Origin of the sequence: Bradyrhizobium manausense, from assembly GCF_018129685.1 — a bacterium.
GTDB lineage: Bacteria > Pseudomonadota > Alphaproteobacteria > Rhizobiales > Xanthobacteraceae > Bradyrhizobium > Bradyrhizobium manausense_D.
In genome coordinates this window covers 185,596-204,563 of record NZ_JAFCLG010000005.1, presented here as the reverse complement: position 1 = coordinate 204,563, position 18,968 = coordinate 185,596, and the positions used below count along the sequence as shown (strand labels likewise).

Genomic DNA, 18,968 nt, shown 5'->3' with positions numbered 1-18,968 from the left:
GCGATGAGTGCGACCGAGCCGTTCAGCGCACTTCCCCAAATTTACTTTTGTTTGGTCGAACCGGGCAATTGCAGAGGCGAGCCCGCGCCCGGAGCGACGGGCGTTCCGCATTTGCCGTTTGCGCCGCCCTGGGACTGGATGAACAGACCCTGCACGCCCTTGCCGCTATCGGATTCCACCCGGGAGACGCCGGTGGTCATGTCGACCATGAGGCGGTCGCCGCGCAGCACGTTCTGGCACTGGGTCAGGACCACCTGTCCCCCGGGTCCGCCGAGCATGGTGATGAGGTTGGTCTTGGTGTCGAACACCGCGGTCTCGCCCGTCACCACCTGGTCCTTCTGGGTGACGACGACATTGCCGCGCGCTTCCAGCCGCTTGATCGATGAGGCGCCGCCGGGCCCCGGTGTCGCCGACTGTATCGGCGCTCCTTTTTGTCCCTTGGCGGGCGCAGCCTGCGGCGCGGCCTGCTTGTCGCCACTGGATTCGTAGAACACCACCAGCGTCTTCGAGGTCATGGTGGTGTCGCCCTGCACGACCTTCACATTGCTCTTCGCATCACCGGCAAAGGTCGCCTCCTTCTTCTTGTCGCGCATCTCGAGCGAGGCGGCCTCGATCTGGATCGGCTGATCGCGGTTCTGCGAAAAGCCCTGCATCGCGTTGGGCACGCCTTGCATCGCGCTCTGCGCGACGGCCGCATCGGCCGCGATCAGCGCGACGCCGGCCAGCGCTGCCGCCGCGACGAGGACGCGACGCCTGGCGACATTGCGCAAAAAAAACTGGGCCATGACAATCACTTTGAGTTTGCAGATTTCTTCGACTTCGCCGGCGGCGGTGCGGGCTCGACCGGCGCGGGCGCCGCGTCATCCGTGCCGAGCTTGTCCAGATGCATCACCACATTGCCTTCGAAACGAATGACGTCACCGCCTTCCGTGATGCGCAACTTGTCCGCGGTCAATGTACCGTTGGTCAATTTGACGTCGACACGCTCGTCCGAGGAGACGGTGCCCTTGTTCATGTCGACGAAGGCCGAGTTCAGCCGCGCCTCGTAGCCGGTCGAGGTGCGCAGGAAGATGTCCTTGTGCAGATCGAGCTGCTGCTGCTTGTTGTCGAAGCGGCCGTTGCGGGCATCGAGGAATATCGTCGACTGGTCTTCCATCAGCACCTTGGCGCGCAGATCGGCGAGATCGACGTGGTCGGGGTCGGTGATGTCCTGCGTCGCGGTCTTGGCCCAGAGCTCATAGGGCCGCTGATCCGGCGTGAAGCCGGACAAATGCGGCGACTCCATCGTGATCTTGGTGCCGCTCACCGCGACGTTCTCGACCGAGACAGGCAGATTTGGAATCCGGTATTTGTTGAAGAACGCGATGTAGATGATCACCGCCATGGCCACGACGACCGTCGCTGGCACTCCGATGCGCAGAATCCGCACCAGGCGGCTGTGGCGCGCCGCGCTGGCAAACTTCGCCGCTAGCGCGGCGTCGTAGGTGGGAAACTGGGCCGAATTCACCGCTGCTCCTGGGGCATCGCTTGCCTGGTCAGTCGAGGGCTCCAATCGAGAAGCCCCATTGTACCCGCGACCTCAGGAATATGCAGCCCGCGACTGGCCGCAGGAAAGTGTCCGAAACGGGGCGCGCCCGACCCTGGCCGCCTCTTGAGGGCTCAGGAATGCGCGAAAATGTCCTCTTCCGCCCAGCCCTGCAGGTCGAGCAGGGCGCGGGTCGGCAGGAAGTCGAAACAGGCCTTGGCGAGCGCCGTGCGGCCCTCCCGGACCAGCATGGCGTCCAGCCGCTCGCGTAAGCCGTGCAGGTGCAGCACATCGGAGGCGGCGTAGGCGAGCTGCGGCTCGGTCAGGCTGTCGGAACCCCAGTCGCTGGATTGCTGCTGCTTGGAGAGGTCGACATTGAGCACCTCGCGCACGAGGTCTTTCAGGCCATGGCGGTCGGTATAGGTGCGGGTCAGGCGGGAGGCGATCTTGGTGCAGTAGATCGGCCCGGTCATCACGCCGAAGGTCTGGTACAGCACCGCGACGTCGAACCGGGCGAAATGGAAGATCTTGGTGATGGCAGGATCGGCCAGCAACGCCTTCAGGTTCGGCGCGTCGGTGTGACCCTTGGGGATCTGCACCACGTCGGCGCTGCCATCGCCGGGCGAGAGCTGGACCACGCAGAGCCGGTCGCGGTGCGGGTTGAGACCCATGGTCTCGGTGTCGATCGCCACCGCGCCGGTATAGCGGGAGAGGTCAGGCAGGTCACCGCGATGCAGGCGTACGGTCATGGCGTTTCAAACCCTTTGGTCGAATCGATCGCGTCGTCATCATAAGTCAATCGGATCGCCCGCGATGTATCCACTGCGGACGGCCCGTGCAAGCGCGGATGTCCCGGTCAGATCGCCGCCAGCATGATGCAGACCATGGCCGCCACGGTGGTGCGGCTGGCGCTGTCGCGGAAGGCGTAGATGATGGGATCATCGGGCATCTCGCGGCGATGCGCGATCATCAGGGCCCGGCCAAACCAATAGAGCAGCAGCGGCGCGAGCAGCCAGAGCATCCAGGGCCGGCTGTAGAGCGGCGTCACCGCGGAGGACGAGACGTAGAGCGCAAACACCGTCACCGCATTCATGGCGCTCGCGGCCGCCATCGCGGCGATGATGTTGAGATCGCTGATGCGGTAGTCGCGGTTGGAGGGATCGGCGAGCCCTGCGCCCTCGCGCATGCTGAGCTCGCTGAAGCGCTTGATCAGCGCCAGCGACGTGAACACGAACAGCGAGAACACCATCAGCCATTCCGACAGCACCACGCCGGCGGCGACGGCACCGGCGACGATGCGCAGGCAGTAGAGGCCGGCGAGCGTGACGACGTCGACCAGCATCTTGCGCTTGAGCACCAGCGAATAGGCGATGGTGGTGGCGAGATAGGCGGCGAGCACGCCGAGGAACGTGACAGATATGCAGAGGCTGGCGGCGAATGCGAACAGCCACAGCGCAGGGATTGCCGACAGCGCCGAGGAGATCTTCAGATCACCCGCGGCCAGCGCGCGGTGGCGCTTGGTCGGATGCTGGCGATCGGCGGCAAGATCCAGCAGATCGTTCATCAGGTAGGCACCCGACGCACAGGCCGAGAACGCCAGGAAGGCCAGCAGCGCAGAGCCGAGGGTGGCGATATTGACCTGATGCGCGGTGAGAACGGGGACGAACACCAGCGTGTTCTTGGCGTATTGATAGATCCGCAGCGCCTTCGCCCATGTCGCGAGGCTCACCCCCTTTTCGCTGCGCGCCTCGATGCGATCGATCGCGTCGCGATCGAACGGCAACCTGTCGCCGGCAGCGAGATCGGCCGGCGTCACGACGCCGTCAAAGCCGAGATGCGCCGCGATGCCGGCGGCATGATCATGGAAGCGGCCGGCGACCAGAAAGATCTTGGCGCCGTGCGCCCGCGCCGCCAGCGCCCGGTTCAGCACGCCGGCATCGTAAGGAAGGTGGGCATAGTCGAGCTCGGCGCGCGCCAGGATGTCCGTGAGGGCCGCCATGCCTGCGCGCCCACCCGCGCCGAAGCGGGCCAGCATGCGGGCGGGCGCCGAGAACAGCGCCTCCATCAGCAGCTCCGAGCGCAGCAGCGCGCCTTCCAGATCGACCACGAGGGCACGGGCGGGCGCCGCCGCTGCCTGCGGCGCGGCCTCACTCCGTTCGACCTGCCAGACGGGCTGCTCCATCCGAAAAACGCTCTGACTGACCGCGACACGGCCGGCCCAAGAGCTGAGAGGCGCTGGGAGGCCGGGGGAAGCGGGAAAATGGACGGCCGCGAGCCTAGGTGGCATTGGCTAAGGGCGGCTTAATTCGTCAGCAGAACGGCAGCTGTTGCAAGGATCCCACAATCCGGCGCGCGGTGGATATACCAGCGGAACCAGAGGCCCGCGCCGGTGGTATTCGGCCGCGTCCACCCCATCTGAGACGCTTCTCACAACGCCCCAGGTGCCATGACAGACCAGACGCTCGCCGCGCCGATCGACGATCCGCAGGAACGCCAGCGCGGATTTTCGCGCTACCAGTCACTCCTGGTGGCGCTGCTCGCCTTCGCACAGTTCACGATCATTCTCGACTTCATCATCATGTCGCCGCTCGGCGCCATCATGATGCCCTCGCTCAACATCACGGCGGGGCAATTCGGCGTCGCGGTGTCGGCCTATGCGTTCAGCGCCGGATTGTCGGGCATTCTTGCCGCCGGCTTTGCCGATCGGTTCGACCGCAAACGGTTGCTGCTGTTCTTCTATGCCGGCTTCACGCTCGGCACGCTGCTCTGCGCCGTCGCGCAGAATTATCACTTGCTGCTCGTTGGCCGAATCGTGACCGGATTGTTCGGCGGCGTGATCGGCTCGATCGTGCTCGCGATCGTCACCGATTTGTTTCCGCTGCATTTGCGCGGGCGCGTGATGGGATTCGTCCAGACCGCGTTTGCCGCAAGCCAGGTGCTCGGCGTTCCCGCCGGTCTGTTTCTCGCCAGTCGCTGGGACTGGCATGTCTGCTTCCTTGCGATCGTCGGGCTGTCGATCCTGGCGATCGCCGTCATCGCCTTCGCGATGGCGCCGGTCGACGCGCATCTCAAACTGAAGCAGGACAGGAACCCGTTCCATCATCTGGTCGCGACCGTGTTCGAACCGCGCTACACGCTGGCCTTCGCAGTCACGACCCTGCTGGCGACCGGCGGCTACATGATCATGCCATACTCCAGCGCCTTCACCGTCAACAATGTCGGTATCGACATCGCGCACCTGCCGACGATCTATCTGGTCTCCGGCCTGTTCAGCATCGTCACCGGACCGCTGGTCGGCCGCGCCAGCGACACCTTCGGCAAATATCCGACCTTCGTGTTCGGTTGCGTGATGACCATCATCATGGTGCTGATCTACACCCATCTCGGCCACGTCTCGCTGGCCACCGCGATCACCGTCAACGTGCTGATGTTTGTCGGCATCTTCTCGCGCATGATCCCGTCGCAGGCGCTGATCTCGGCGATCCCCGATCAGAGCCAGCGCGGCTCCTTCAGCGCGGTCAGCGCCTCGCTGCAGCAGCTCTCCGGCGGCCTCGGCTCGGTGCTCGCGGCCGCGATCATCTCGCAACAGGCGGATGGCTCGCTGATGCATTTCGAGCGGATCGGCTATGTCGTCGTGACCACGACGATCATCACGCTGGTCGCGATGTATTTCGTGCAGAAGGGAGTGGCGGCGCGGGCGGGGAGGAGCGTGGTGTGAGGAGTACGATGGGCGGGGCCGACGCCAATTCCACTTGATGGAGAGAGCATCCAATAATGGTTATTGGATGCTCGACCGAGGGGAGAAGGTTGCATGGCGGTAAGTGCGGACTTGGGCGAAGCCCTTGAAAACTTTGTAACAAAGCTAGTCGCCTCGGGGCGATACCACTCCAAAAGCGAGGTTTTGCGCGAGGGCGTGCGACTGATTCAGGAGCGCGAAGCGCGGCTGGCCGTGCTGGACGCGGCGATCGCTCGCGGGCTCGATGATGCCGATGCGGGCCGGGTCAAAGCGAGTTCCGAGGTTTTTGCCCGGCTGGAAGCGAGGTTGGCCAGCAAGGCCGACCGCACGTGATCGTCCTCACCGCGGAGGCAGAAGCCGACCTCGAGGACATCTTACGTCGCCGAGCAAAGCCCGCGAAGCGCTCTCGCGCTCATCCGCGCATTACGGGAAAAGTGTGAATCCCTCGCCGACGCGCCGCGGGGCTATCCGCTGGTGCCGCGCTACGAGCACAAGGGCATTCGCAGACGTCCATTCGGCAGCTATTTGATCTTCTATCGGATCGGCCACGATACGATAGAAGTGATTCATATCCTCCACGGCGCGCGAGACTACGAGACGCTGCTATTTCCGGAGGACTAGGTTTTCTTCGAGGGAGGCGTCCGCCGAACAACGGCCACACCAACCTAAAATGGTGCCCAGGAAAGGACTCGAACCTTCACGGCCGTTAAGCCACTGGCACCTGAAGCCAGCGCGTCTACCAATTCCACCACCTGGGCATGCCGTTTGGGGCACGGAGGCGGTTACTACGGTTCGGTGACGCCGTTGTCAATTCATGGTTCTGGATGCCGATTGCGCATTGCACACCGGCCCGGTAGAAGCCTGATAACACGTACTCTTCCCGCAGGAACCGACCCAGGATCGCTCCCATGGCATCGAATTCGGAAACTCTCGTCACGGTTTTCGGCGGATCGGGGTTTTTGGGCCGGAACGTCGTCCGCGCGCTGTGCCGGCGGGACTACCGTATCCGGGCCGCGGTGCGGCGGCCGGAGCTCGCCGGATACCTGCAGCCCTCGGGCAAGGTCGGGCAGGTCCACGCCGTCCAGGCCAATCTGCGCTACCCAGCCTCGGTCGAGGCGGCGGTGCGTGATTCGGACGTCGTGATCAACCTGGTCGGCATCCTCACCGAGGGCGGCGCGCAGACCTTCGACTCCGTCCAGGCCAAGGGCGCCGAGGCCGTCGCAAAGGCGGCGGCCGCCGCAGGCGCGCGCCTGATCCATGTCTCTGCGATCGGCGCCGACGCCGAATCAGCCTCGCACTATGCCAAGGCGAAGGCGGCCGGCGAGGCGGCCGCGCTGGCCGCGGTACCGTCGGCCACGATCTTCCGCCCCTCGGTGATCTTCGGGCCCGAGGACCAGTTCACCAACCGCTTCGCGGCGCTGGCGCGGATGTCGCCGGTGCTGCCGCTGATCGGCGGCGAGACCAAAATGCAGCCGGTCTATGTCGGCGACGTCGCGACCGCGATCGCGGACGCCGTCGACGGCAAGGCCAAGGCCGGCGCGACCTATGAGCTCGGCGGGCCGGAGGTGCTGACCATGCGCGAGATCATCGAGGCGATTCTCGCTATCACCGACCGCAAGCGCGCGCTGGTGCCGCTGTCGTTCGGGCTTGCCCGTCTCCAGGCCGCGTTCCTGCAATTCGCCCCGGGCGCGTTCAAGCTGACGCCGGACCAGGTGACGCTGCTCGCGCGCGACAATGTCGTGTCGGATGCGGCGAAGGCGGCCGGGCTGACGTTTGAAGGTCTCGGCATCGCGGCTGATTCGCTGGAAGCGATCGCGCCGCAATATCTCTGGCGCTTCCGCCCGCAGGGGCAATTCCAGCGCATGGGCGTGTGAGTTGATCTCACCTCTCCCGCTTGCGGGAGAGGTCGCCGCGTAAGCGGCGGGTGAGGGCTTTTTCCTCTGGGAGAGTCTTTCTGCGGAGACACCCTCTCCCCCGCCCTCTCCCGCAAGCGGGCGAGGGAGCGCACCTCAATGTCGCGGGAACGTCAAAACTTCAGCTTCTTGAACACCGCCTCCGGCAGCATCTTGATGATGAGCATCACGAGGCGCCAGACGCCGCTGACATAGACGACATCCGTCTTCTTCTCCACCGCCCGAAGGATCGCATCGCCGACGACCGGCGCGTCGACGGTGAGCGGGCCGATCAGCTTCATGCCCTCGGTCATTTTCGTGCGCACGAAGCCCGGCTTCACCGTGACGACGTGCACGCCGCCGCGGCTGGCGCGGGCGCGCAGGCCCGACAGGAAGGCGGAGAAGCCTGATTTCGCCGAGCCATAGACATAGTTCGAGGCGCGACCGCGATCGCCGGCGACCGACGATACGCCGACAAGCGTGCCGCTGCCGCGGCCCAGGAACTTCTCCGCGAACAGGCCGAGGATCAGCGACGGGCCCTCGTAGTTCGAACGCATGATGGTCGTGGCGTGCGCGAGATCGCTCTCGGCGTGTTGCTGCACGCCCAGCAGGCCGACGATCGAGATGACGACGTCGGGCAAGACAGGAAGGCCGGCGACGAAGCCCTCGAAGGAGGCGGTGTCGAGCACGTCGAACCTCCACGTGCTCGCTTCGACATCGTAGCGCGCGCGCAGATCGGCTGCATCAGGCTCGAGCGCGGCGACATCGCGGCCTGCAAGGCCGACATTGTATCCAGCTTTGGCAAAGGCGCGCGCTGCGGCGCGGCCGATATCGGAGGAGCCACCGAGCACCAGAACTGACATGCGTGACGTCACGGCTTAAACCTCATCGAGCAGGCGTTGTGACAGCTTGGAGCGGATGCTGCCCTTGGGATCGAGCGATTTGCGGATCGCCTTGAAACGGGACAACAAGGGATAGCCGGCCTCGAAGGTCGCGCGCGACTGGCGCGCGTCCTTGGCGAGATAGAGCCGGCCGCCGGCGGCGACGACGATGCGATCGAGCTCGTCGAGGAAATTCAGGATGTCGCCCCTCACCGGAAAATCCAGCGCCAGCGTGTAGCCCGGCAGCGGAAACGACAGCAGGCCGTCGCCATGGCCGAGCTTCTTGAGCACTGCGAGAAACGAGGCATCGCCGCGCCGCGAGACGCGCTCGAGGATCTCGCCGAGAACCTCGCGCGCGCCGGCTTGCGGGATCACGCATTGATGCTGGAGAAAACCGCGCCGGCCATAGATGCGATTCCAGTCGGCGATGCTGTCGAGCGGGAAGAAGTATGGATAGAGCGAGACCACACGGTCGGCGCCGGCGCGCCGTGCACCCATGCGGTAATAGAGCGCGTTGAAGGCGCGGATGCTGATGCGATTGAGCGCCATCGACGGCAGGTCGATCGGCACGGCGAGGCCTGGATTCTTGCCGACGGGAAAGCGATCGGCGGCCTCGGCAAGCTCATCGGCGCCGGCGTGTTCGCCGAGATAGATCAGCGAGCGGCCGAGGTCGCGGCCGCGCGCCGCGCAATCGATCCACGCCACCGAATAGGTGGCCGAACCGCTCGCCTCGAGCGCACGCATCGCGGCGTCGAGATCGGACGCGGAAATCACCCGCTCGCGGATCCAGCCTGATGCGACCGGGCGCAGCCGCATGGTGGCTTCGAGGATCACGCCGGTGAGGCCCATGCCGCCGACGGTCGCGAAGAAGGCATCGGAATTCTGCTCGCGCGAGGCTTCGATCGTCTCGCCCTGCCCGGTGCGCAGCAGGATGCTGTCGACATAGCGGCCGAACCCGCCCTCGCCATGATGGTTCTTGCCGTGCACGTCGGCCGCGATCGCGCCGCCGACCGAAACGAAGCGCGTGCCCGGCACCACGAAGGGCAAGAAGCCGCGCGGGCCGAAGGTGTCGATCAGATCGGACAGCAGCACGCCGGCTTCGAGGCGGATGCCGCCGGTCGCGGGATCGAACCAGCGGACCCGATCAAACCCGGTCATGCCGATGGTCCTGACGGCGCCGATCGCGGCATCGCCATAGGCGCGGCCGTTACCCCTCGCCACCGAGCCGTCGATGACGGCCTCGGCCACCGCCGCGAACGAGCGCGGCCGCAGCACTTCGCTACTGACGGCCGGGAAGCGCCCCCAGCCGCTGAGGAGGGTCATCGTTCAGCTCCGTCCGCGGACCACCCCGCTCCAGAGACTGCCTAGCGGTCAAAAGCTGATATTGGGTTGAAGTCTGTCAGTGGGTTCGCGGCAGTTAGCGCCGCTTTCCACCTCTCCCAAACGGGGAGAGGTGAAACGGAGCGCTCCATCCGGGCTACGGGATATAGTTAACGGCCGAGCGCCAGCGCGATCAGGCCGAGGGTGCCGACGATGACGCGCCACCAGGCGAACACCACGAAACCGTGGCGGGTGACATATTCGAGGAACGATTTCACCACGATGATCGCGGTGATGAACGACACCACGAAACCGATCGCAACGATGCCCATGTGGTCCATCGTCATCTCGGAACGGTTCTTGTAGAAGTCGTAGGCGAACGCGCCGATCATGGTGGGAATGGCGAGGAAGAACGAGAACTCCGCCGCCGCCCGCTTGTCCGCGCCCAGCAACATCGCCGCAACGATGCTGGCGCCGGAGCGCGACACGCCCGGGATCATCGCGACGCACTGCGCGATGCCGATATAGAGATACATCAGCAGCGGAAACCTGGTGGCGTCATGCTCGCGCGGCTTGAGATCGAGCCGATCGACCCAGAGCAGGATGGCGCCGCCGACGATCAGCGAGAAGCAGACGACCCACGGATTGAACAACATGCTCTTGATGTATTTGCCGGCAACGAGGCCGACGACCACCGCGGGCAGGAACGCCACCAGCACACCGATCACGAAGCGGCGCGCATAGGCATCGCCCGTGAACATGCCGATCGCAACGTCCCACAGCTTCTTGAAATAGAGCCCGACGATCGCAAGGATCGCACCAAGCTGGATCAGGACGGTGAACGAATCCCAGAACGCGCCCTCGCCGAGGCCGAAGAAGCGCTCGGCAAGCAGCAGGTGGCCGGTCGAGGAGACAGGAAGGAACTCGGTCACACCCTCGATGATGCCGAGGATCACTGCCCGTATTGCATCTGACATATTTACGGTCCATTTCCGCTGGAAAAGCGGGGTTCTTCTCGCCCATTCGCCCCTCGCTCGCAATCGCAAAATGCGCTATCGCGCCCTTGCCTCGCGGTTTTGAAGGACTAGTGTGGCGCCGCACAATCATTGATGGATTCTTAAGCACCATCAAATAGTCAAAGGCTTCATGTTCACGCTGTTTCATCATCCGTTCTGCCCGCATTCGCGCTTCATCCGCCTGATCGCGGGCGAATACGGGCTCGAGCTGAAGCTCGCCGAGGAGCGCAGCTGGGAACGGCGCGAGGCATTTCTGCTGCTCAATGCGGCCGGTACGACGCCCGTCCTGGTGGACGACGAACAGCCGCCGATCCCGGGCGCGGCCATCATCGCGGAGTATCTCGACGAGGCCTATGGCGCCGAGATGGGTCCCAAGCGCCTGATGCCGGAGACGATTGCCGAGCGCGTCGAGGTGCGCCGGCTGATGGCCTGGTTCAACGAGAAATTCTTCGAGGAAGTCTCGCACCCGCTCGTCACCGAGCGCATCTACAAGCGCTTCATGAGCGAGGACAATGGCGGGGGTGCGCCCTCCGCCGACGTGATGCGCGCCGCCAAGGCCAACGTGCGCTATCATCTGGCCTATATCGGCTGGCTGGCGCAGAGGCGCAACTTCCTCGCCGGCGACCGTCTGACCTACGCGGATCTCGCCGCCGCGGCGCATCTGTCGGCGATCGACTATCTGGGCGACGTTCCATGGAGCGAGGACGACGCGGCAAAGGCGTGGTACGCGCGGGTGAAGTCCCGCCCCTCGTTCCGTCCGCTGCTGAGCGAATGGCTGGCCGGCGTGCCGGCGTCGCGCACCTATGTGGACCTGGATTTCTGATGGAGATCGTCATGCCCGGGCTCGTCCCGGGCATCCACGTTCTTCCTGCCTATGTGAATGCGCCGCAAGACGTGGATGGCCGGGACAAGCCCGGCCATGACGAACTTGGATGCAGCAGTGATCAGATCCAACTCCGGGACCGTTGAGCTACGTGCGGCGCTGGCGCGCGAGGCGCGCGCGCTCGGCTTCGACTGCATCGGCGTCACCGTATCAGGCACGATCGAGAAGGCCGGCGCGCATTTCCTCGAATTCATCGCATCGGGCGGACATGGCGACATGGACTGGCTCGCCAGCCAGCCGGAGCGCCGCGTCGATCCACGCGGGCTGTGGGCCGATGTGCGCTCGGTCATCATGCTCGGCGTCAATTACGGCCCCGATTCCGATCCGCTCGCGATCCTGAAGCAGCGCACGCGCGCCGCGATCTCGGTCTACGCACAGGGCGACGATTATCACGACGTCATCAAGAAACGACTGAAGGCACTGGCGCGCTGGCTGGTCGCGACTGCGCCGAGCGAAGTCAAGGTGTTCGTCGACACCGCAGCGGTGATGGAGAAGCCGCTCGCGCAGGCCGCACATCTCGGCTGGCAGGGCAAGCACACCAACCTCGTCTCGCGCGAGTTCGGCTCCTGGCTGTTTCTCGGCGCGATCTACACCACGCTCGACCTGCCGCGCGACGTTGCCGAGATCGACCATTGCGGTTCGTGCCGGGCCTGCCTCGACATCTGCCCGACCTCGGCGTTTCCCGCGCCCTACAGGCTCGATGCGCGGCGCTGCATCTCGTATCTCACGATCGAGAACAAGGGTCCGATCCCGCAGGAATTCCGCAAGGCCATCGGCAACCGCATCTACGGCTGCGATGACTGTCTGGCGGCATGCCCCTGGAACAAGTTTGCGCAGCAGGGACGTGAAGCAAAGCTTGCCGCGCGCGATGAATTGCGCGGCCCTGAGCTGGCCGAGCTCGCGCGGCTGGATGATGCGGCATTCCGCGCGCTGTTCACGAAGTCTCCGGTGAAGCGAATCGGCCGCGACCGCTTCTTGCGGAATGTGCTGATTGCGATCGGCAACTCCGGTGAGGCGACGCTGGCCGAGGAAGCGCGGCGGTTGCTCGATGATGCGAGCCCGCTGGTGCGTGGAGCCGCGGTGTGGGCGTTGGGGCAGTTGGTGCCGCGGGATGAGTTTGAGGCGATGAAGAGCGCCGCGATCTGCAACGAGCGTGACGTGAGCGTGCGCGAGGAGTGGCAAACCGTCTCCTGACCCTCGGTGTCATTCCCAGCGACCTGGCTACGCCAAGGCTTCGCCGAGGTTAAGGTCTGGGAGCGCCGAAGCTTTAGCGAGGCGGCAAGCGGAGGATCCAGTACGCCGCGGCGCTTCGATTCGATCACTGCTGCCTCGGAGTACTGGATCGCCCGGTCAAGCCGGGCGATGACAGCGGTTGTTGTGGCGACACTTGATTTCCCTGCGCGTTCCCGCAAAGTCGCGCGCCATGACAAACATGATGCCTTTCTTCACCCGCGACGGCGATACATTCCATCCGACGGAAGTGGCCAACGGCCCCTGGGATCCGAAATCGCTGCACGGACGCGTCATCGTCGGCCTGCTCGGCTTCGCCATCGAGGAGCGCCATTCCGGTCCCGAGTTCGTGCCGGCACGGTTGACGGTCGACATGTTTCGGCTGCCGACCATCGACAAGCCGATCGAGGTCAGGACGCGGCTGGTACGCGACGGCCTGCGCATCCGCGTGGTCGAGGCAGAGTTTCTCTCCGGTGGCGTCAGCATGGCGCGCGCCTCCTGCCAGCTGTTGCGGCGAACGCAAAACCCTGACGGCAATGTCTGGTCGCCACCGAACTGGGACGTGCCGAAGCCATCGGACATTCCAAAGCCGACCGACCCCAGACTCGGCATGAACGGCAAATGGACGACGCGCCCCATCGTCGGCCATATGGGCTCGCTCGGTCCGCGCCGACTCTGGATGAGCGAGGTGCGCGAGCTCGTCGCCGATGTCCCGATGACGCCGTTTGTGCATGTCGCAGTTGGTGCCGACTTCGCCAGCCCGTTCGCCAATGCCGGCGACAAGGGGCTCGGCTACATCAACAGCGACGTGACGATCTATCTGCATCGTTTGCCGGTGACGAACTGGATCGGGTTCGACGTGGTGAACCACCAGGCCACCGACGGCGTCGCCATCGGCGAATGCTGGCTCTACGACGAGCAGGGCCCGATCGGCACCGCGACGGTCGCCGCGCTGGCACAGCGCAAGCCGATGGCGAAGCCGGCGGCGCCGTAGCCCCCCCGACATTCCGGGGCGTGCGTAGCACGAGCCCGGAATCCATGCTGCCTCTCGTTCTGACGCCCGATGGATTCCGGGCTCGCGCCAAGCGGCGCGCCCCGGAATGACGAGAGGAGAGACCTACACCAGATGCCGCTGCATCTCCGGCCGCGCCTTCAACTCCGCGCCCTGCTTGCCGACGATCTTCGCGATGCGCTCCGGCGCGAACTTCAGATCGACGAACGCGGGCGCGGTGTTGGCAACCTCGCGATAGCTGACGATCTTGCCATCGCGCAGCGTCATGATCGCAACGCCTTCGAACATCGCCCGGGCGCCGTTCGCTTCGGGCAGGGTTGACGTGTAGCTGAAGGTGTAGCGCGCGTAGAGCGTGGTGCCGTCGGTGACGGGATCGTGCATGTCCCAGCGGAAATCGGTCGCTGTGCGATAGAACCAGTCGTCGACCATCGCTGCTATTCTTTCGCGTCCCTCGAACGCCCCATAGAACACGTCGTGATAAATGCCGTCTTCCGTGAAGAGACCAGCAAAGGCGCGGCCGTTGCGCTGCTCGACGGCATCGCAGAAGGCACGCAGCATGGCGGTGGTGGTCATTGGCGTTTCTCCTTCCCCGTTCTCCGTCATGCCCCGGCTTGACCGGGGCATCCAGTACGCCGCGGCTTCCCGGCTCAAACACGGCTGCCTCTGAATGCTGAAACGCCCGATCAAGTCGGGCGATGACGGCGAGTGCTAGGCAACACGTCACCCGATCTCCGCCACCGCTGCAAGAATGCGCGCGATGTCCTGCGGGCGGGACAGTCGATGGTCGCCGTCCTGGATCAGGGTGAGCACGACGTCGTCGGCCGGCAGGCGATGCGTCAGCGCAAACGCATGCTGCCAGGGCACGTCGGGATCCTGCGCGCCTTGCAGAATGCGGACGGGGCAGCCAAGATCGATGGCGTTGCCGAGCACGAGATGGTTGCGTCCTTCCTCGATCAGCTTGCGCGTGATCGGATACGGCGAGCCGTCGCCATATTCGGACGGCCGCAGCCAAAAGCCCTTGGTCTCGATCTCCTGCTTCACTTCGGGCGAGAACCTCTTCCACATCAGCTCTTCGGTGAAGTCGGGCGCCGGCGCGATCAGCACCAGGCCCGCGAGCGACGCCTTCCCGGAACGCTTCTTGATCTCGCGCGCGAGCAGCAGCGCCATCCAGCCGCCCATCGAGGAGCCGATCAAAATCTGCGGACCGCTGCAAAACCGCTCGAACACCGCGACGCTATCCTCGAGCCAGCGGCCGATGGTTCCGTCGGCAAATTCGCCGCTGGATTCACCATGGCCGGAATAGTCGAACCGGACCACGGCGCGGCCATGTTCGCCGCCCCAGCCGTCCAGCGCCACCGCCTTGCCACCCTGCATGTCCGACTTGAAGCCCCCGAGCCAGACAAGCCCGGGCTCTTGACCCGATCCTTGGCCGCCACGGTGACGCACCGCGATCCTGCGTGCCGATGGCCCCTCGCCAACATCGATGAAATCGAGCACGGCATCGGGAATTGCTGAGGTCATGGAACGTTTACTCTTGCTGTGGGGTTTGATGGTCGCAGCATGTCCCGCGAAGCAACCCTATATCGGTATTGGCCCTTTGGGACGCTTGCGGAACACGGGCAAGGTGTCTATGTCGAGCACCGTGCCGATGGGCGTGACCAAAATGTCTCGCATTTGAGGGTTTTTCGCTTCTCGCACGAGCGACTTGCTTGCCGGCATCGGCATCTTCCTGCAAAATAGCTGCTTGCTTTCACAACTTTGGAGAACCACCCATTCGCCGTCCCAATAGAGCCCCGGCCCCTTCCGCCAAAGACGGGCCGCGCATCAATGATGATATTCGCAACGCGCAGATCCAGCTGATCGATCAGACCGGTGACAACAAGGGCACGGTCGAGACGATGCTCGCCATCAAGATGGCCCAGGAAGCCGGCATGGATCTCGTCGAGATCTCGCCAAATGTCAGCCCTCCCGTCTGCAAGATCATGGACTACGGGAAATATAAGTATTCCGCCCAGAAGAAAGCCGCCGAAGCCCGCAAGCGGCAGAAGACCGTCGAGATCAAGGAGATCAAGCTCCGTCCGATGATCGACGACCACGATTACGACGTGAAGATGCGTGCGATGCTGCGGTTCTTCGAAGAAGGCGACAAGGTCAAGATCACCCTGCGCTACCGCGGCCGCGAAATGGCGCACCAGGAGATCGGCACCAAGCTGCTGGACAAGATCAAGACCGACGTCGCCGAGCTCGCCAAGGTCGAGCAGGACGCCCGTTTCGAGGGCCGCCAGGTCGTCATGGTCCTGGCACCGCGCTGACGCCTGCCCGCCAAAGCTGAAATTTCAACGGCCCGTCTGGATCTCCGGCGGGCCGTTTTGTTGAGATGCAGCCAAAGGCACCGCCGTCCTGGCGACAACTAGCTCCTCGTCGCCTGCCAGGTGCCGCTGCAGCGGTCGCCGGAAATGATGCCTCTCCAGGAACCGGCACCTGCCGCGCCGCCGAGACGGCCGCCGCCGCTGGCGTGGGAGGCGCCGACTGACACTTCGACTGCGACGGCCCCAGCACGATTGACGGTCCCGGACACACGGCCACCGCCGGCGGACGAGACCCGGTTACCGGTGACGGTGAAGGGAACGCTATAGCCCGAGCTGCAATTGCCGCGGGTGGTGGCAAAGGTGACATTCCAGACGCCGTCATAACTGCCGATACGGGCATCGGCGGTCGAAGGGATAGCGGCGGCAAGCACGGCAAGCAGCGCCAGATGGCGCGGACGGGTGAAGACGGACAAAAGAGATCGAGGAAAATGGGCCATTTTGGTCCTGCTCCGAACGGGACGACGTGACGAGGATGCTAGCAACTCCGAATAGTCGGGGACCAGGTTCCGCCGGTTCATCGTTGCCAATTCGCCCGTTCTCTGTCATAAGCCCGGCCTTCATCGCCCGGCTGATTAAGGGCTGCCGTGGCGGTGTTCCGTGCGGGTTTCGCGCTTGTTCGTAAAACCTGAGCACAATCAACGCTCTAACGAGCATTTTTGACGGCCACGCCGCCTTCGCGGGCGGATTTCGTTGGCCATTAGGAGAGCCAAATGCCCAAGCTGAAGACCAAATCGGGCGCTAAAAAGCGCTTCAAGGTGACTGCCACCGGCAAAGTGATGTTCGCTCATCGCAGCAAGCGTCACGGCATGATCAAGCGGACGAAGAAGCAGATCCGTCAGCTGCGCGGCACGGCCGTGCTGTTCAAGACCGACGGCGACAACGTCAAGAAGTACTTCTTGCCGAACGCCTGATCGCGTCGAAAATCATCGCCATACGCGCCGCGTCGTTCGCGGCGATCCGAAAACAAAGTCATCTTTCGAAGGATTTCTGTCATGTCTCGCGTCAAACGCGGTGTGACCGCCCACGCCAAGCACAAGAAAGTCTACAAGGCCGCCAAGGGTTTCTACGGCCGCCGCAAGAACACCATCCGCGCCGCCAAGCCGGCCGTGGAAAAGGCCCAGCAATACGCCTTCCGCGACCGCAAGCGTAAGAAGCGCACCTTCCGCGCTCTCTGGATCCAGCGCATCAATGCTGCCGTTCGTCCGTTCGGCCTGACCTACAGCCGATTTATCGACGGCATGGCCAAGTCCGGGATCACGGTGGACCGCAAGGTCCTGTCGGATCTCGCGATCAGCGAGCCCGCGGCATTCCAGGCGATCGCCGAGAAGGCCAAGGCCGCTCTGGCTGCCTGAGGCTCGCGCTAGCGGGCCTTATGGCCCGCGGCCTTCAGCGCGCGCTCAGAATAACGCTGGGCGACCTCCGCCCGGCAGAATGCCGCGAACGACAGATACATGGTGCCGGACTTGTTCCGGTACTTGATGTCGCATGCGTGCATCTCACGCTTGTAGGCCTGGTTCTGCGACGCGTTGAGGCCGGGCTTGAAGTCGGCCTCGCATTTCTTTTCGACCGCGGCACCGAGTTCGACGTCTCCGCTCGCCGTCAGTGCGCAATCCTTGAAGACCTTCATCGCGCTGTCGCAGCTCTTCTGGGCGCTGATGGTGTCAACGACCTCGTCCAGCGTCATGGATGTGTCCATGCAGACCATGGCGCGCGCCGGCGTCGTGGCGAGCGACAGGACGATGGAAGCAGCGGCCAGGGAAGCAGCACGGTAGCATCTCGAAAGCATCGCAAGGGTCTCCTCGTATCCTGTCTTGGTGCCCGGCCCCCGCGCGAGGTTCAACCCAGCCGCTCGGAGGCGCGAAATGACCGGCTTTTTGCTTGACGTTACGCCCTTCTGGCGGCGACAACCCAGCCGAATTTAGAGCCAAGGATTTGACCGTGTCCGACCTCGCAACGCTCGAAACATCCATCCTCGACCAGATCGCCGCCGCCGGCGATGAAGCCGCGCTCGAAGCCGTGCGCGTCGCGGCCCTCGGCAAGAAGGGCTCGATCTCGGCGCTGCTCGCCACGCTCGGCAAGATGTCGCCCGACGAGCGCAAGACGCAGGGCGCGGCGATCAACCAGGCCAAGGACAAGGTCACCGAGGCCCTCGCCGCACGGCGCGAGGTGTTGAAGTCTGCCGCGCTCGATGCGCGGCTCGCGGCCGAAACCGTCGACGTCACGCTGCCTCTGCGCGATACCGCGACCGATGCCGGCCGCATCCATCCGCTGAGCCAGGTCTGGGACGAGCTGACCACGATCTTCGCCGACATGGGTTTCTCCGTCGCCGAAGGTCCTGACATCGAGACCGACGACTACAACTTCACCAAGCTGAATTTCCCGGAAGGCCATCCGGCGCGCGAGATGCACGACACGTTCTTCTTCCATCCGAAGGAGGACGGCTCGCGCATGCTGCTCCGGACCCACACCTCGCCGGTGCAGGTGCGCACGATGCTGAGCCAGAAGCCGCCGATCCGCGTGATCTGTCCGGGCCGCACCTACCGCATCGATTCGGATGCAACCCACACGCCGCAATTCCACCAGGTCGAAGGCCTCGTCATCGACAAGCATTCGCATCTCGGCCACCTCAAATGGATCCTGCACGAGTTCTGCAAGGCGTTCTTCGAGGTCGACCACATCAACATGCGCTTCCGCCCGTCGTTCTTCCCGTTCACGGAGCCGTCGCTGGAAGTCGACATCCAGTGCCGCCGCGACAAGGGCGAGATCCGCTTCGGCGAGGGCGAGGACTGGCTCGAGATTCTCGGCTGCGGCATGGTGCATCCGAACGTGCTGCGCGCCTGCGGCATCGATCCCGACGAGTACCAGGGCTTTGCCTGGGGCATGGGCATCGACCGCATCGCCATGCTGAAATACGGCATCGCCGACCTGCGCCAGCTGTTCGACAGCGACGTCCGCTGGCTGAGCCATTACGGCTTCAAGCCGCTCGAAGTGCCGACCCTGGCGGGCGGGCTGAGCTCGTGATGGCAGTGATCGGCCATACGGAGACTCTCTCCGTTCCCTTTGCGGAGACAACCCTCTCCCTGCCCCTCCCCCGCAAGCGGGGC

At 64.4% G+C, this 18,968-nt stretch carries 21 protein-coding genes, 1 tRNA gene and 1 pseudogene; 11 read left to right on the top strand and 12 right to left on the bottom strand.

Annotated elements, in window-relative coordinates; all coding sequences use genetic code 11:
* Positions 1-41 precede the first annotated feature (41 nt).
* The 4 genes from JQ621_RS15635 to JQ621_RS15620 all read right to left on the bottom strand — a co-directional run bounded on the left by JQ621_RS15635 (position 42) and on the right by JQ621_RS15620 (position 3,707).
* On the bottom strand, positions 42-785 hold the full coding sequence (locus tag JQ621_RS15635; RefSeq protein ID WP_212235604.1) for an LptA/OstA family protein: 744 nt from the start codon (positions 783-785) through the stop codon (positions 42-44).
* A gap of 5 nt (positions 786-790) precedes the next feature.
* Entirely contained in the window at positions 791-1,507 is a 717-nt protein-coding gene (lptC, locus tag JQ621_RS15630) for an LPS export ABC transporter periplasmic protein LptC (protein ID WP_212235603.1), read from the bottom strand.
* Positions 1,508-1,659: 152 nt separating this feature from the next.
* The gene (locus JQ621_RS15625; protein ID WP_212235602.1) at positions 1,660-2,274 is read right to left on the bottom strand and encodes a ribonuclease D; all 615 of its coding nucleotides are present in this window, start codon (positions 2,272-2,274) and stop codon (positions 1,660-1,662) included.
* Between the two features lie 107 nt (positions 2,275-2,381).
* Entirely contained in the window at positions 2,382-3,707 is a 1,326-nt protein-coding gene (locus JQ621_RS15620) for a UbiA family prenyltransferase (protein ID WP_212235601.1), read from the bottom strand.
* A gap of 264 nt (positions 3,708-3,971) precedes the next feature.
* On the opposite strand from JQ621_RS15620, the gene JQ621_RS15615 reads away from it, so the two are divergent.
* From JQ621_RS15615 to JQ621_RS15605, 3 genes and pseudogenes are all read left to right on the top strand, one after another.
* Positions 3,972-5,243, top strand: coding sequence for an MFS transporter (locus tag JQ621_RS15615; RefSeq protein WP_212235600.1), 1,272 nt, complete (start codon positions 3,972-3,974; stop codon positions 5,241-5,243).
* 93 nt (positions 5,244-5,336) lie between these two features.
* Positions 5,337-5,594 (top strand): type II toxin-antitoxin system ParD family antitoxin, encoded by a 258-nt coding sequence (locus tag JQ621_RS15610; RefSeq protein ID WP_212235599.1) that lies wholly within the window; start codon positions 5,337-5,339, stop codon positions 5,592-5,594.
* A pseudogene (locus tag JQ621_RS15605) lies at positions 5,591-5,882 on the top strand (type II toxin-antitoxin system RelE/ParE family toxin). Before JQ621_RS15610 ends, JQ621_RS15605 begins: the two are co-directional and overlap by 4 nt.
* 50 nt (positions 5,883-5,932) lie before the next feature.
* Here JQ621_RS15605 and JQ621_RS15600 read toward each other — a convergent pair.
* A tRNA-Leu gene (locus tag JQ621_RS15600) sits at positions 5,933-6,019 on the bottom strand.
* A gap of 150 nt (positions 6,020-6,169) precedes the next feature.
* Between JQ621_RS15600 and JQ621_RS15595 the strand changes: the two genes are divergently transcribed.
* Positions 6,170-7,135: a complex I NDUFA9 subunit family protein gene (locus JQ621_RS15595; RefSeq protein WP_212235598.1), complete on the top strand. Its 966-nt coding sequence runs from the start codon at positions 6,170-6,172 to the stop codon at positions 7,133-7,135.
* Positions 7,136-7,287: 152 nt separating this feature from the next.
* Here the strand turns inward: JQ621_RS15595 and JQ621_RS15590 are convergent, their stop codons facing one another.
* The 3 genes from JQ621_RS15590 to JQ621_RS15580 all read right to left on the bottom strand — a co-directional run bounded on the left by JQ621_RS15590 (position 7,288) and on the right by JQ621_RS15580 (position 10,331).
* Positions 7,288-8,028, bottom strand: coding sequence for an SDR family oxidoreductase (locus JQ621_RS15590; RefSeq protein WP_212235597.1), 741 nt, complete (start codon positions 8,026-8,028; stop codon positions 7,288-7,290).
* A gap of 3 nt (positions 8,029-8,031) precedes the next feature.
* Entirely contained in the window at positions 8,032-9,357 is a 1,326-nt protein-coding gene (locus tag JQ621_RS15585; RefSeq protein ID WP_212235596.1) for an FAD-binding oxidoreductase, read from the bottom strand.
* Positions 9,358-9,524: 167 nt separating this feature from the next.
* On the bottom strand, positions 9,525-10,331 hold the full coding sequence (locus JQ621_RS15580) for an undecaprenyl-diphosphate phosphatase (protein WP_212235595.1): 807 nt from the start codon (positions 10,329-10,331) through the stop codon (positions 9,525-9,527).
* A gap of 169 nt (positions 10,332-10,500) precedes the next feature.
* Here JQ621_RS15580 and JQ621_RS15575 point away from each other — a divergent pair, with 169 nt between their 5' ends.
* The 3 genes from JQ621_RS15575 (at position 10,501) to JQ621_RS15565 (ending at position 13,477) form a co-directional block, all read left to right on the top strand.
* On the top strand, positions 10,501-11,193 hold the full coding sequence (locus JQ621_RS15575; RefSeq protein ID WP_212235594.1) for a glutathione S-transferase family protein: 693 nt from the start codon (positions 10,501-10,503) through the stop codon (positions 11,191-11,193).
* Positions 11,194-11,289: 96 nt separating this feature from the next.
* Positions 11,290-12,447, top strand: coding sequence for a tRNA epoxyqueuosine(34) reductase QueG (queG, locus tag JQ621_RS15570; RefSeq protein ID WP_249125313.1), 1,158 nt, complete (start codon positions 11,290-11,292; stop codon positions 12,445-12,447).
* 229 nt (positions 12,448-12,676) lie between these two features.
* Positions 12,677-13,477, top strand: coding sequence for an acyl-CoA thioesterase domain-containing protein (locus JQ621_RS15565; protein ID WP_212235592.1), 801 nt, complete (start codon positions 12,677-12,679; stop codon positions 13,475-13,477).
* 123 nt (positions 13,478-13,600) lie between these two features.
* Here the strand turns inward: JQ621_RS15565 and JQ621_RS15560 are convergent, their stop codons facing one another.
* A complete protein-coding gene (locus JQ621_RS15560; RefSeq protein WP_212235591.1) occupies positions 13,601-14,068 on the bottom strand; it encodes a nuclear transport factor 2 family protein in 468 nt (155 codons plus the stop codon).
* A 147-nt stretch (positions 14,069-14,215) separates the two neighbouring features.
* The gene (locus JQ621_RS15555; protein WP_212235590.1) at positions 14,216-15,016 is read right to left on the bottom strand and encodes an alpha/beta hydrolase; all 801 of its coding nucleotides are present in this window, start codon (positions 15,014-15,016) and stop codon (positions 14,216-14,218) included.
* A 251-nt stretch (positions 15,017-15,267) separates the two neighbouring features.
* On the opposite strand from JQ621_RS15555, the gene infC reads away from it, so the two are divergent.
* Positions 15,268-15,807, top strand: coding sequence for a translation initiation factor IF-3 (gene infC, locus JQ621_RS15550; RefSeq protein WP_212235745.1), 540 nt, complete (start codon positions 15,268-15,270; stop codon positions 15,805-15,807).
* Positions 15,808-15,905: 98 nt separating this feature from the next.
* On the opposite strand, the gene JQ621_RS15545 is transcribed toward infC, so the two are convergent.
* Positions 15,906-16,301 carry a hypothetical protein gene (locus JQ621_RS15545; protein WP_212235589.1) on the bottom strand — a complete coding sequence of 132 codons (396 nt, stop codon included), beginning with the start codon at positions 16,299-16,301 and terminating at the stop codon, positions 15,906-15,908.
* A gap of 273 nt (positions 16,302-16,574) precedes the next feature.
* On the opposite strand from JQ621_RS15545, the gene rpmI reads away from it, so the two are divergent.
* Positions 16,575-16,775 carry a 50S ribosomal protein L35 gene (gene rpmI / locus JQ621_RS15540; protein ID WP_007598540.1) on the top strand — a complete coding sequence of 67 codons (201 nt, stop codon included), beginning with the start codon at positions 16,575-16,577 and terminating at the stop codon, positions 16,773-16,775.
* Positions 16,776-16,856: 81 nt separating this feature from the next.
* A complete protein-coding gene (rplT, locus tag JQ621_RS15535; RefSeq protein ID WP_027561620.1) occupies positions 16,857-17,216 on the top strand; it encodes a 50S ribosomal protein L20 in 360 nt (119 codons plus the stop codon).
* 8 nt (positions 17,217-17,224) lie between these two features.
* On the opposite strand, the gene JQ621_RS15530 is transcribed toward rplT, so the two are convergent.
* The gene (locus JQ621_RS15530; protein ID WP_212235588.1) at positions 17,225-17,650 is read right to left on the bottom strand and encodes a hypothetical protein; all 426 of its coding nucleotides are present in this window, start codon (positions 17,648-17,650) and stop codon (positions 17,225-17,227) included.
* Positions 17,651-17,802: 152 nt separating this feature from the next.
* Between JQ621_RS15530 and pheS the strand changes: the two genes are divergently transcribed.
* Complete coding sequence (gene pheS / locus JQ621_RS15525) at positions 17,803-18,885, top strand: phenylalanine--tRNA ligase subunit alpha (RefSeq protein WP_212235587.1); 1,083 nt, start codon at positions 17,803-17,805, stop codon at positions 18,883-18,885.
* The last annotated feature ends 83 nt before the right edge of the window (positions 18,886-18,968 follow it).

What these genes read in the sequence shown, in the direction of transcription:
- JQ621_RS15635 (WP_212235604.1), bottom strand. Translation starts at nt 785, where the DNA reads ATGGCCCAGTTTTTTTTGCGCAATGTCGCCAGGCGTCGCGTCCTCGTC.
- JQ621_RS15625 (WP_212235602.1), bottom strand. Translation starts at nt 2,274, where the DNA reads ATGACCGTACGCCTGCATCGCGGTGACCTGCCTGACCTCTCCCGCTAT.
- JQ621_RS15620 (WP_212235601.1), bottom strand. Translation starts at nt 3,707, where the DNA reads ATGGAGCAGCCCGTCTGGCAGGTCGAACGGAGTGAGGCCGCGCCGCAG.
- JQ621_RS15615 (WP_212235600.1), top strand. Translation starts at nt 3,972, where the DNA reads ATGACAGACCAGACGCTCGCCGCGCCGATCGACGATCCGCAGGAACGC.
- JQ621_RS15610 (WP_212235599.1), top strand. Translation starts at nt 5,337, where the DNA reads ATGGCGGTAAGTGCGGACTTGGGCGAAGCCCTTGAAAACTTTGTAACA.
- JQ621_RS15595 (WP_212235598.1), top strand. Translation starts at nt 6,170, where the DNA reads ATGGCATCGAATTCGGAAACTCTCGTCACGGTTTTCGGCGGATCGGGG.
- JQ621_RS15585 (WP_212235596.1), bottom strand. Translation starts at nt 9,357, where the DNA reads ATGACCCTCCTCAGCGGCTGGGGGCGCTTCCCGGCCGTCAGTAGCGAA.
- JQ621_RS15580 (WP_212235595.1), bottom strand. Translation starts at nt 10,331, where the DNA reads ATGTCAGATGCAATACGGGCAGTGATCCTCGGCATCATCGAGGGTGTG.
- JQ621_RS15575 (WP_212235594.1), top strand. Translation starts at nt 10,501, where the DNA reads ATGTTCACGCTGTTTCATCATCCGTTCTGCCCGCATTCGCGCTTCATC.
- queG (WP_249125313.1), top strand. Translation starts at nt 11,290, where the DNA reads ATGACGAACTTGGATGCAGCAGTGATCAGATCCAACTCCGGGACCGTT.
- JQ621_RS15565 (WP_212235592.1), top strand. Translation starts at nt 12,677, where the DNA reads ATGACAAACATGATGCCTTTCTTCACCCGCGACGGCGATACATTCCAT.
- JQ621_RS15560 (WP_212235591.1), bottom strand. Translation starts at nt 14,068, where the DNA reads ATGACCACCACCGCCATGCTGCGTGCCTTCTGCGATGCCGTCGAGCAG.
- JQ621_RS15555 (WP_212235590.1), bottom strand. Translation starts at nt 15,016, where the DNA reads ATGACCTCAGCAATTCCCGATGCCGTGCTCGATTTCATCGATGTTGGC.
- JQ621_RS15545 (WP_212235589.1), bottom strand. Translation starts at nt 16,301, where the DNA reads ATGGCCCATTTTCCTCGATCTCTTTTGTCCGTCTTCACCCGTCCGCGC.
- rpmI (WP_007598540.1), top strand. Translation starts at nt 16,575, where the DNA reads ATGCCCAAGCTGAAGACCAAATCGGGCGCTAAAAAGCGCTTCAAGGTG.
- rplT (WP_027561620.1), top strand. Translation starts at nt 16,857, where the DNA reads ATGTCTCGCGTCAAACGCGGTGTGACCGCCCACGCCAAGCACAAGAAA.
- JQ621_RS15530 (WP_212235588.1), bottom strand. Translation starts at nt 17,650, where the DNA reads ATGCTTTCGAGATGCTACCGTGCTGCTTCCCTGGCCGCTGCTTCCATC.